The sequence below is a fragment of the Elusimicrobiota bacterium genome (assembly GCA_016706425.1).
Taxonomy (GTDB): Bacteria; Elusimicrobiota; Elusimicrobia; order FEN-1173; family FEN-1173; genus JADJJR01.
The window spans coordinates 471,327-483,102 of the sequence record JADJJR010000001.1; the positions used below are offsets into that span (position 1 = coordinate 471,327).

The 11,776-nt window shown below is 61.8% G+C and carries 7 protein-coding genes and 1 tRNA gene; 7 read left to right on the forward strand and 1 reads right to left on the reverse strand.

All coding sequences use genetic code 11. The features are described 5' to 3' along the window. The first annotated feature begins 5 nt into the window (after positions 1 to 5). From IPI56_02045 to nifJ, 7 genes are all read left to right on the forward strand, one after another. On the forward strand, positions 6 to 578 hold the full coding sequence (locus IPI56_02045; protein ID MBK7544525.1) for a cyclic nucleotide-binding domain-containing protein: 573 nt from the start codon (positions 6 to 8) through the stop codon (positions 576 to 578). Then, positions 575 to 1,693 carry an AI-2E family transporter gene (locus IPI56_02050; GenBank protein ID MBK7544526.1) on the forward strand — a complete coding sequence of 373 codons (1,119 nt, stop codon included), beginning with the start codon at positions 575 to 577 and terminating at the stop codon, positions 1,691 to 1,693. The genes IPI56_02045 and IPI56_02050 overlap by 4 nt, the downstream gene beginning before the upstream one ends. 133 nt (positions 1,694 to 1,826) lie before the next feature. Then, positions 1,827 to 1,902 (forward strand) — tRNA-His (locus IPI56_02055). A gap of 144 nt (positions 1,903 to 2,046) precedes the next feature. Further along, positions 2,047 to 3,456 (forward strand): putative DNA binding domain-containing protein, encoded by a 1,410-nt coding sequence (locus IPI56_02060; protein MBK7544527.1) that lies wholly within the window; start codon positions 2,047 to 2,049, stop codon positions 3,454 to 3,456. A gap of 161 nt (positions 3,457 to 3,617) precedes the next feature. Further along, positions 3,618 to 5,078: a phospholipase D family protein gene (locus IPI56_02065; GenBank protein ID MBK7544528.1), complete on the forward strand. Its 1,461-nt coding sequence runs from the start codon at positions 3,618 to 3,620 to the stop codon at positions 5,076 to 5,078. 82 nt (positions 5,079 to 5,160) lie between these two features. Further along, positions 5,161 to 6,603, forward strand: a complete 1,443-nt coding sequence (locus IPI56_02070) for a DUF853 family protein (GenBank protein ID MBK7544529.1) — start codon at positions 5,161 to 5,163, stop codon at positions 6,601 to 6,603. 164 nt (positions 6,604 to 6,767) lie between these two features. Then, positions 6,768 to 10,382: a pyruvate:ferredoxin (flavodoxin) oxidoreductase gene (nifJ, locus tag IPI56_02075; protein ID MBK7544530.1), complete on the forward strand. Its 3,615-nt coding sequence runs from the start codon at positions 6,768 to 6,770 to the stop codon at positions 10,380 to 10,382. 121 nt (positions 10,383 to 10,503) lie between these two features. Here the strand turns inward: nifJ and IPI56_02080 are convergent, their stop codons facing one another. Beyond that, positions 10,504 to 11,775 (reverse strand): outer membrane protein transport protein, encoded by a 1,272-nt coding sequence (locus IPI56_02080; protein MBK7544531.1) that lies wholly within the window; start codon positions 11,773 to 11,775, stop codon positions 10,504 to 10,506. Position 11,776 lies beyond the last annotated feature (1 nt).

The window sequence follows — 11,776 nt, forward strand, 5'->3', positions numbered from 1 at the left end:
CAGGCATGAGCGACGCCCCGGTCGCCCCGCTCCCCACCTCCCTGCCCGGCCGTTTGGCCGGCCGGGCGCGCCAATTCCTCGAAAGTTTTTTCGGGGATCCCGTTTTCCGCAAGAAACTCCGATTCCTCCGCTCGGTGGTCCTCTTCAAGGATCTGCCCAGCCGCGATTTGGCCCGCATCGTCAAGCAAATCATGGAAAAGACCTACGGCCCCGGCGATGTGGTGTTCCAGGAGGGCGACGTGGGCCGCGCTTTTTTCATCGTGGCCGAAGGGCGGGTGGAGGTGCTCCGCCGCAACACGGCGTCCGGCGAGATGGAGCCGGTGGCGCAGTTCGGGCCCGGCGATTTCCTGGCCGAGATGGTTTTGCTCGACGAATTGCCGCGCGCCTCGACCTGCCGCGCCGTGGAGACCGCCCACCTGTACGTGATGTACAAAGACATCTTCGACCACCTGCGGATTCATTTCCCGCGCGCCGCCGCGCCCATCCTCTACACCCTGGGCCGGCTTCTGAGCGCGCGCCTTCGACGGGAACACCGGGTCCTGCCCCGGGTCGCGGTCCCCAAACCGCCGGTCTCGTGAGCGCGCCGTTCGTCGATTTCCGTCCCGAAGAGCGCCGCGTCCACGGCGGGGTGATGCTGCTGGCGGTCGGGTTGATCTTGTGGTTTCTCTATGAAGTGCGCGTCGTGGTCATGCCGTTCCTCTTCGCGGCCGTTCTGGCCTACCTTCTCAACCCCCTTGTTTCCTTTTTAGAAATTCGCGGCGTCCGGCGCGAGAAGGCGGTCGTCATTCTTTTTGTGGGGTTCACGGTTTTGATGACGGGGCTCTCTTATTGGGCGCTCGTCGCCGTCGGTCAGGACATTCCCGACCTGCGGGCCAATTGGCCCGATTACATGCACCGCGCCGAAACCGCCATGCGCCGGGCCCAGGAGGTTCTGGAATTCGAATGGCCGGAACTGAAGCGCACCAAAATCCTCGAAAAAACCATCACCGACGCCATGGCGTGGATCCATTTCAACTGGTGGAAGTCCCAGGGTTTCGTGACCTCGGTGTTTGAGTTCGTCGTCAACCTCCTGCTGATCCCGTTTGTGGCTTTTTTCTTTTTGCGGGGCGGGCCCCGGGCCGCGCAGATCACCCTCGACGCCTGCCCCGGGGTGTGGGTCGAGCGGTTCCTCAGCCTCCTCAGCAAAATCAACGGTGTGTTCGGCAAATACGCCCGGGGCATGATTTTCGAGGCCTTTTTGGTGGGTGTGTTTTCCGTGGCCGGTCTGTGGTTTATTGGATTGGATTACGCCGCCTTGATCGGAATCGCGGCGGGGTTGGGGAACATGATTCCTTACCTCGGCCCGGTCGTCGGCGGAGCGGTGGGGATGATGGTGGCGATCTTCCAATTTTCGAATCTGGAAGGCCCGGCGCGGGTGCTGGTGGTGTTCCTCGCGGTGCATTACATCGACAGTTGGATCCTGCAACCGTTGATCATGAAACGCAGCGTCAATTTGAACCCGGTCACGGTCATCTTCGCTTTGATGGCCGGTTTGGCGTTGGGGGGTCTCTGGGGCCTGGTGTTCGCCGTCCCGGTGGCCAGCCTCGTCAAAGAGGCCGGCGTCGTCATCCACGAGTGGTACCGCTCCGAACGCGGCATGATCTCCACCTCCCGCGACATCGCCCAGGCGGCGGCCAAACCCTGGGTGTTTTAAGTTATAATAGCGCTCGCCTGTTGGGAAACGAAGAATTTTTCCTCTCCCTTTTGGGAGAAGGTGGGCTGAAAGCCCGGATGAGGGATTCAATTTTCGTTGGGAATTCCCGACTTTTTTCCTCCTTTCCCATTTGGTGGGTATAGCTCAGCGGTTAGAGCGTCCGGCTGTGGCCCGGAAGGTCGCGGGTTCAAATCCCGTTACTCACCCCAGTTTAAAAGCCGGTTCCATTTCCCTGCGGGGGAGAGGGAACCGGTTTCGTCTTTTACAACCCATAATAAACGATGGGAAGTCCCTATTCATGGTTTTTCAGGGACTGACTGGGAGAGTGTAAAAACCGTGCCGACAGGATCACAATGACCACAACACCAGAACAAATTGACCTTTGGCGGGCCTCCCCCTCCGAGCACCAAAACCTGGAATTCAAGGAAGCAAAGACCCAGTTCGATAACAATCGACTCTCCAAATATTGCGTCGCCCTGGCGAACGAAGGGGGCGGCCGACTCCTGCTCGGGGTGGCGGACAAGCCACCCCGTCCCGTGGTGGGGACGGCGGCGTTCGTCAATCCGGTGGAGATGGCGGAGAAGCTTTTTCAAATCCTTGGTTTTCGCGTGGATATCGAGGAAGTCGCTCATCCGTCCGGCCGGGTGTTGGTGTTCCATATCCCGTCGCGGCCCCGAGGGACAGCCTATCATCTGGATGGCGCCTATTTGATGCGGTCCGGTGAAGGACTCGTCCCTATGAGCGAGGATCAGCTCCGCCGCATCTTCGCGGAGGGCGAGCCCGGTTGGCTGGAGGAACCGTCCATGCGGGGTCTCGACGCCCAGAAGGTCGTTGACCTGTTGGATACCCAGACTTATTTTGAGTTGCTCAAGCGGCCTTATCCGACCGACCGTACGGGGGTTTTGGACCGGCTGGTCCAGGATCGCTTGGTGGACGCTCAAGGCGGAAGTTACGCAATACGAAGATTGGGGGCGATCCTTCTGGCGAAGCATCTCGAAGATTTCTCCGACATCGCGCGCAAAGCGCCCCGCGTCGTGGTCTATCACGGTATATCCAAGTTGGACACGAAGCTTGATCAGGTAGGCAAGAAAGGGTACGCCGTCGGATTCCAGGGGCTGGTGAAGTTCGTCATGGATCAGTTGCCGCAGAATGAAGTCATCGAAGACGCGTTGCGCAAAGAGGTCAAGCTGGTCCCTGAAATCACCATCCGCGAATTGATCGCTAACGCCCTGATCCACCAGGATTTCGCGGTTACCGGCGCGTCCGTGATGGTGGAGGTGTATTCCAATCGGATCGAAGTCTCCAACCCGGGGGAACCCGTGGTTCCCGTGGAGCGCTTCATTGACGGTTACCAGTCCCGTAACGAGCGATTGGCTGATTTCATGCGGCGCGTGGGAATTTGCGAGGAGAAGAGCAGCGGTATTGACAAGGTGGTCCACGCCGCCGAGGTCTTCCAACTCCCCGCGCCTGACTTCCGCGCCTTGCACCACCGCACCGTCGTCACGCTGTTCGGTCCCAAGGGATTTGACGAGATGAACCGGGACGACCGGGTTCGCGCTTGTTACCAGCACTGCGTCTTGAAGTGGGTCATGTCCGAGCGAATGACGAACCAGTCCCTGCGGGAGCGGTTCCATTTGCCCGAAAGCAAGAGTGCGATCGTGTCCCAAATCATTGCCCAGTCCACCGAGGCAAAGGTTATCAAGCTTGATGAGAAGGTCGGGGCCTCCCGAAAATATGCGCGGTATTTACCCTATTGGGCTTGATGTTTATTTAAAAGGTGCCTGCTTTTGACCCTTAAGTTTAACGAAAACGGCTAATTATCAATATTTTTGTTATTTAAGCGTATGCCGATTGTATGTTCAATCTCTGGAATTCAAGGGAGGGTGTATCGCCAGAGTTACCAATCCCCCTACCATCAATGCCCATGAAACCTTCACCCCACTCCTTCTTCCTGTCCCTCGCCGCCGCCCTGTTTCTTTCCGCCTCGGCCGCCGCGCGGCCGACCCCGGTCGAGTTCGTTCCCGGCGACCGCTATTTCGACACTCTCACGGGGCTGGTCGCCCGTTCCACCGCCTCGGTTGTCGCCTACGTCTACCTCTATTCCTTGACGCCCCTTCACGCCGAGTCGCTCCCCGTCCGCCTGGCCGACGCCCTCGGGGCCGCCGCCGCGCGGGGGGTGCGGGTCGAGGTGGTTTTCAACAGCCTCTCCGTCTTGGGCGGCGAAGAAGTCGACTCCTTGAACGACCGCAATCGCGCCGCCGCCGAGCGTTTGGCGCAAAAAGGCGTGCGCGTGTTCTTCGAAGACGCCCCCGCCCTTCTCCACGCCAAAGCCGTTTTGGTCGACGGCACGGCGGCCCTTCTCGGCTCCTCCAACTGGTCCGCCAAATCCTGGACCGAAAACATCGAAACCAACCTCCTCCTCCGCGAACCCGCCGTCCTGCGTCCCCTGGCGGCGTACCTGGGCCAAATCCCCCGCACGCCCTACGTGCCGGACGCCGCCGTGCGCCTTCCCGCGTCGCTGTTGGCGTCCCCCGCCGGCCTGGGGTTGATGAGCCGCCGCCGCGCCGAAAACGCCTTCGACCTTTACCTTTGGTTGCTTAAGGAATCCCAAGCCCCCGGCGCCACCGGCCCCGTTCGCGTCCCCTTGGAGGCCGTGGCCGACCGGATGGGGAAACCCCGCCTTCGTCCCCAACAAAAGCGGTTTTTCGTTTCAAGGACGCTGCGGGAACTGCAACACCGCTACGGTCTCCTCACCGTCGCGTTTCAAAAAGATTCCGACGCCCTGGTCACGCTCCTTCCCCTCGGCCCCGACACTTTTTCGCTCTCCCGGGACTACTGGTCCTTCGGGTGGGACCGCCGCCTCGCCTTCCCCGGCAAGCTCATGCTTGTTCTCGGGCGTTATTATTCGGAACGCTCCCCCGAGCGCCCCCGCTGGCGCCGGTCCAAGTTCACCCTCGAACGGGACCACGGCGTCTCCGAATCGACCCTGGATCGGGGCACGGTTGAGCTCAAACGCGCCGATCTCTTGGAAGTTCACCCCTCGCCGCTCTCCCCCGCGGGCGGCCCCCGCCCGCCCAACGAATACACCCCCAACCCGTTCCACGACCCCGCCCTCCGCGCCGCCGCCCGCCAAGCCCTTGTCGCGCTTCACGGCCCCGACAAAGTGTCCCGCGCCGCCCGCATCGCCGCCGCGTTCTACGAAGACGCCGACATCGGCGCCGTCGAAGCGCTGATCGCGCTCGAAAACGCCCACGGCCCCGAGCGCATCGCCCACGCCGTCGCGCGCGTCGGCGCCAAAGCGCCCGACAACCCCAAACGCAACCTCGGCTACCTCATCGCCGTCGTCCGCAACCCCGACCGCCCCGCCCCCGCGGTCGAACCCTAAAACCCCCGCTTCGATCGTTCAAATTGACGGGCGGCAATTGCTATATTATTCATCCGCATTGACGGAAATTAAGGAGGCTTTTATGGCCCTCGCACCCCTGCTCGTCGCCAAATCCACCCGCGATCTGACCCTTTTGCCCGGCATGGCCAACCGCCACGGCCTCGTGGCCGGAGCCACCGGCACCGGGAAAACCGTCACCCTCCAAGGGATGGCCGAGGGCTTCAGCCGCCTCGGCGTGCCGGTCTTCTTGGCCGACGTCAAGGGCGATCTCGCGGGCCTGGCCCAGCCGGGGAGCGAAAAACCCAAAATCGCCGAACGCATCCAACAGCTCGGGCTTGCCCCCTTCGCCTTCGAAGGGTTCCCCGTGACCTTTTGGGACGTTTTCGGCCAGCAGGGTCACCCCCTGCGCGCCACGGTCTCCGAGATGGGCCCTCTGCTATTGTCCCGTTTATTGAATCTAAACGAGGTCCAGGCCGGTGTTTTGACCATTGCTTTTCGCGTGGCCGACGACCAGGGCCTCCTGTTGTTGGATCTCAAGGATCTTCGCGCCCTTCTCCAGCACGTGGGCGACAACGCCGCCCAATTTCAAACCCAATACGGCCAGGTGTCGGCCGCCTCCATCGGCGCCATCCAGCGCGGGTTGCTCGAGCTGGAAAGCCAGGGGGGGGACAAGCTGTTCGGCGAGCCCGCCCTGGCCTTGGCGGATTTGATTCAGACCGATCTTTCCGGCCGCGGGCAGATCAATATTTTGGCGGCGGACCGGCTCATGACCGCCCCCAAAACCTACGCCACCCTTTTGTTGTGGATCCTCGCCGAGTTGTTCGAGCAATTGCCCGAGGTCGGCGACCCGGAAAAGCCCCGCCTCGTCTTCTTTTTCGACGAGGCCCATTTGCTCTTCAACGACGCCCCGCCCGCCCTGCTGGAAAAAATCGAGCAGGTCGTCCGTTTGATCCGCTCCAAAGGCATCGGGGTCTATTTTGTCACCCAAAACCCTCTCGACGTGCCCGCCCGGGTGCTCGCCCAATTGTCGAACCGGGTCCAGCACGCCCTGCGCGCCTTCACCCCGCAGGATCAGCGCGCCGTCAAAGCCGCCGCCGAAACCTTCGCCGCCAATCCCACCGTGGACGTCGAAACCGCCATCACCCAATTGGCCGTGGGCGAAGCCCTGGTCTCCTTTTTGGACGCGGCGGGCCGCCCCACCCCGGTGGAGCGGGCCTTCGTTTTGCCGCCCCGCAGCCAAATCGGCCCCCTCACGCCGGACCAGCGCCAGGCGGTCCTTCGCCAATCTCGCCTGCTCGGCCGCTACGAACAGCTTTTGGACCGCGAATCCGCCTTCGAAAAGCTCAAAACCCGCGCCGTTCAAACCCTCGGCCCCGCCCCGGCCGCCGAGCCCGCCCGGGGTCCCGGCCGTCCGGCGGACGGCCTGTTTGAGTCCATGGCCAAAAGCGCGGCGCGGGCCGCCGCCAGCCAGGCCGGTCGGCAGATCATGCGGGGCCTTTTGGGGTCTATTTTCGGTCGCCGCTGACCCGCCGTATTGTGGTTCCGCCCGCCGATTGGTATAATGAAGTCGCTTTGAAGGGCAATTCGGCCTTTCCTCATAAATACTCAACTCCATTCCCTCTTCGTTGACGACAGCGACGTCGGTACAACAACCCACGGGAACCACAGGCCGCCGCCAAGGAGAACATGATGTCTAAAAAAATGGTCACGATCGACGGCAACGAAGCGGTTTGCCACGTTGCCTACAAACTGAACGAAGTCATCGCGATTTATCCCATCACCCCGTCGTCCAGCCTCTCCGAACGGGCCGATTTGCTGGCGTCCATGAAGCAACCCAATTTGTGGGGCGAAGTCCCCAGCGTGGTCGAAATGCAGTCCGAAGGCGGCGCCGCCGGCGCCGTGCACGGCGCCCTCCAAACGGGTTCCCTCTCCACCACCTTCACCTCGTCGCAGGGGCTTCTGTTGATGATCCCCAACATGTACAAGATCGCCGGTGAGCTGACTTCCACGGTGTTCCACATCGCGGCCCGTTCCATCGCCGCCCAGGGCTTGTCCATTTTTAACGACCACCAAGACGTCATGGCGGTCCGCCAGACGGGCTGGGCCATCCTTTCGTCCAACGGCGTGCAAGAGGCCATGGACCTGTCCGCCATCGCCCAGGCCAGCACGCTCCGCTCGCGGGTGCCCTTCGTCCACTTCTTCGACGGGTTCCGCACCTCCCACGAAATCCAAAAAGTGGAGCTGGTCTCCGACGAGGTGTTGAACGGCATGATCGATATGGACCTCGTCAACGCGCACCGCCAGCGCGGCCTCTCGCCCGAGCACCCCTTCATCCGCGGCACGGCCCAAAACCCCGACGTCTACTTCCAGGCCCGCGAAACCGTGAATCCTTATTACGCCGCGGTCCCCGGCATCGTGCAGGGGGAGATGGACCGCTACGCCCGGCTCACGGGCCGTCCCTACAAGGTTTACGATTACTACGGCCACCCCGAAGCCGACCGCGTGGTCGTGATGATGGGCTCCGGCTGCGAGTCCGTCTCCGAAGTGGTGGATTATTTGAACGCGCGTGGCGAAAAAGTGGGCGTGCTCAAAGTCCGCCTGTTCCGCCCCTTCGCCGCGGACCTTTTCCTCAATGCCTTCCCCAAGACGGTGAAACAGATCGCCGTTCTGGACAAAACCAAAGAGCCGGGCGCCCAGGGCGAGCCGCTTTACCTCGACGTCTCCACCGCCGTCATGGAATCGCTCATCAACAACCAGCTGCCCTTCGCCCTGCCCCGCATCTACGGCGGCCGCTACGGGCTCTCCTCCAAAGAATTCAACGCCGGGATGATCAAAGGCCTCTACGACCACATGAAGGCCGGAACCATGAAGAACCACTTCACCCTGGGCATCAACGACGACGTCAGCCACACCAGCCTCACCTACGACCCGAACTTCATCGTCGAGGACAAAGACACCGTCCGCGCCGTGTTCTGGGGCTTGGGCGGCGACGGCACCGTGTCCGCCAACAAAAACTCCATCAAAATTATCGGCGAAGACACGCCCAATTTTGCCCAAGGGTTCTTCTTCTACGATTCCAAGAAAGCCGGCGCCATCACGATCAGCCACCTGCGCTTCGGCAAAAAGCCCATCCGTTCGTCCTACCTCATTCAAAAGGCCAACTTCGTGGCCTGCCACGACTACAACTTCATGGGCAAGTACGACGTCTTGAAATACGCCGAAGAGGGAGCGACGTTCCTGCTCAACAGCCCGTTCTCGGCGGACAAAGTGTGGGAAGACCTTCCCGCCACCGCCCAACATCGGATCATCGAGAAAAAAGTGAAATTCTACGTCCTGGACGGTTACGGCGTGGCCAAGAAAGTCGGCCTCGGCCGCCGCTTCAACATCCCGCTCCAGACGGCTTTCTTCGCCCTGGCCAACATCCTGCCCAAGGACGAAGCCGTCAAACACATCAAGGAATACATCGAAAAGACCTGGTCCAAGAAAGGCGAAGAGATCGTCCGCATGAACAAAGCCGCGGTCGACCAAGCCCTCGAGACGCTGGCCGAGGTGAAATACCCGCAGACGGTCTCCTCCGCCAAGGCCATGCAGCCGCCCGTCACCGCCGACGCGCCCGACTTCGTCCAAAACGTCACCGCCATGATGATCAAAGGCGAGGGCGACCTGCTGCCGGTCTCGGCGTTGCCCGCCGACGGCACTTACCCCTCGGGCACCACGCAGTACGAGAAGCGCAACCTCGCCCTCGAAATGCCGGTTTGGGACGAAAAGCTCTGCATCCAGTGCGGCAAGTGCGTGATCATCTGCCCCCACGCCTGCATCCGCGGCAAGCTGTACGACCAGGCCGCCGCCGACGCCGCCCCGGCCGAGTTCCTCAAGGCCAAGGCCATGTTCGGCCCGTCCTTCAAAGACAAGTTCTACACCATCCAGGTCGCCCCCGAAGATTGCACGGGCTGCACCCTCTGCGTGCAGGTCTGCCCCGCCAAATCCAAAACCGACCCCAGCTACCGCGCCATCAATATGGTGGAGCAGCCGCCCATCCGGGAGCGAGAAAAAGTCAAATGGGCCTATTTCGACGCCCTGCCGGACATCAATTCCTATTCCATGGACATGAAAGCCGTCAAAAACGTCCAACTGCGCGACCCGCTCTTTGAGTTCTCGGGCGCCTGCGCGGGCTGCGGCGAGACCCCGTACCTCAAGCTGGTCACCCAGCTCTACGGAGAGCGCGCCATCGTGGCCAACGCCACGGGCTGCTCCTCGATCTACGGCGGCAATCTGCCCACCACGCCCTGGTCCAAATCCCAACGCGGGTTCGGTCCGGCCTGGTCCAACAGCTTGTTCGAAGACGCGGCCGAGTTCGGGTTCGGCATGACCCTCTCCTACGTGAAAAAAGTGGGTTACGCCCGCAACCTGGTGAGCGGTCTACGCGACCAAATCGGCGCCGAGTTGGCCGACAGCGTGCTCAACGCGCAACAGATCACCGACACGCAGATCGAAGAGCAGCGTGACCGCGTGGCCAAAATTCAGGAAAAGCTGAAAACCCTGAGCGGCCCCAAGGTCAAAGACCTGCAGAACCTGGCCGAGAACCTGGTGCGTAAATCCCTCTGGATCGTCGGCGGCGACGGCTGGGCCTACGACATCGGTTACGGCGGGCTGGACCACGTCCTGGCCAGCGGCGAAAATGTCAACGTCTTGATCTTGGACACCGAGGTCTACTCCAACACGGGCGGCCAGTCGTCCAAATCAACCCCCTTCGGGGCGATCGCCAAATTCGCTTCCGGGGGCAAGGGCAAACCCAAGAAAGACCTGGGCCTCATCGCCATGACGTACCAAAACATCTACGTCGCCCAGGTCGCCATGGCCGCCAACGACAACCAGGCCCTCAAAGCCTTTATTGAGGCCGAGCAGTACGACGGCCCGTCGCTCATCATCGCCTACAGCCCCTGCATTGAGCACGGCTACGATCTTAGCGGCAGCATCAAGCAGACGAAAAGCGCGGTGGATTCCGGTTACTGGCCGCTCTTCCGCTACGATCCCCGTTTGGCCAAGCAGGGCAAAAACCCCTTCCAGTTGGACAGCAAAAAAACCCTCCCCTTGCGGGACCATTTGCTGGGGGAAAACCGCTTCGTCCCGCTGACCAAAGGGAAGGACGACCAAACCCTCCAATCGATGGATTTGGCGCAAAAAGCCATTGACGCCCGCTGGGCGTTCTACGAACGATTGGCCAATCAGGCGGCCCCCAGCGTTTCCACGGTGAACAGCGCGGAATCGCTGCCGCCCATGGCCGCGGCGGTGGTGACAAAGTAAGGCACCCCGTCGGACGATTCAAAAAAGCACCGCCGCCCCGGTCACCACGATCGGGGCGGCGGTTTGTTTTTGGGGGGTGTTGGCAAAGGCGAAGGCGCGATCCCGGCGCGTGGGGGGTTCTCTAGAAGCTGTACGTGACGCCCAAATCCGCCTTGTAGCCGTGCAACTCGTAGGTGCCGCTGGTGGTCTGGCCCTGGCCGAAGGCGTCCGTCCGTTCGCTGGTGACGCGCTGGCGGGGGGTGTAGAGGTAGGCCACCGCCGGGGAAACTTCAAACGCGCCTTTCCTCCAGCGCAAGCCCGTGGTGAACATGTGGTGGTCGGAGTCCGGGATCAGCGGGCTGTAGGTGCTCTCCCGCGTGGGTGTTTTGTCGAAGAAATAACCGCCGCCGACCGACAGGGTTTCCGATTTCTTGAAATCAAACCCCACCCGCAACGCGAAGGCGTTTTTCCAATAGATCGGAAGCGTGTTGTCCGGTAAAAAGGCGGGGTTGGACTCGAAATCGAAGTTGGCCCGGTCAAAATCCGTCCAATTGACCCAATGCCCGCCGAACTCCACAAGCCATTGGTTGGAAGGGCGGATGGCGTAGCCCACGTTGACGATGTCGGGGAACCGGAGCGTGGTCTTGCCTCCCGTGCGAAACGTTGTCCCGAAAAGCGGTTGGAGCGGGGCCGGCACATTGGCGATTTCGGTGTTTTTCCCTTCCAGGGTGACAACCACCTGGGATCGGTAGCTGAGACCGAAAGCGTGGCCTTCCCGGGGTTTCCAGGAAAGGGCCGTGTTCACGCCCCACCCGCTGCCCTCGCCCTTGATTTTCATGGACCCGTCCGGTGAACCGGGAACGACGGCGGCCCAACGGTATTGCTGGTTGAGCTCCGCTTGGGATTGGTAATAATTCGCCCCCAGGGCCAAGGAGAGTTTGTCGGTCGCTTTCCAGGCCACGTTCGGGTTGACAGCCGTCAAAAGGACTTCCCCGCCCGTCGTGATGTAGCGGAAAGGAGAGTCGTTGTCGTAGGCGGTCGCCACCCCGAAGGGGGAGTTCACACCGAGGCCCAGCGCCCAACGGCCCTTGGCGAAGGGGGTTGCGGCGTAGAACGCGGGCACCAGGAAGTGCCGGCGGCGGTCGGATTCCGCCTGCCCCAGGGGGTTGACGTAGGTCGCGTTGACGAACAAGTTGTCCATGTTGAGAGCCATGCCCGGTTTTTCCAGTTCCACCAAACGCGCCGGGTTGTACCAATTGGTCCCCGCGTCGGACCCGGACGCCACCACGGCTTCGGCCCGCACCTGGGCTTCCGGGGAGACACCGTAGACCCGGATGCCTTCGGCGGACGCACGCCCGGCGGTCAGCAACAAAGCGGCCGCCCCGAGTGACAACGATCGCACGACAGTTTTCATG

Excerpts from the sequence above, each read along its gene's own strand:
- IPI56_02045 (MBK7544525.1), top strand. The coding sequence starts at position 6 with ATGAGCGACGCCCCGGTCGCCCCGCTCCCCACCTCCCTGCCCGGCCGT.
- IPI56_02060 (MBK7544527.1), top strand. The coding sequence starts at position 2,047 with ATGACCACAACACCAGAACAAATTGACCTTTGGCGGGCCTCCCCCTCC.
- IPI56_02065 (MBK7544528.1), top strand. The coding sequence starts at position 3,618 with ATGAAACCTTCACCCCACTCCTTCTTCCTGTCCCTCGCCGCCGCCCTG.
- IPI56_02070 (MBK7544529.1), top strand. The coding sequence starts at position 5,161 with ATGGCCCTCGCACCCCTGCTCGTCGCCAAATCCACCCGCGATCTGACC.
- nifJ (MBK7544530.1), top strand. The coding sequence starts at position 6,768 with ATGTCTAAAAAAATGGTCACGATCGACGGCAACGAAGCGGTTTGCCAC.
- IPI56_02080 (MBK7544531.1), bottom strand. The coding sequence starts at position 11,775 with ATGAAAACTGTCGTGCGATCGTTGTCACTCGGGGCGGCCGCTTTGTTG.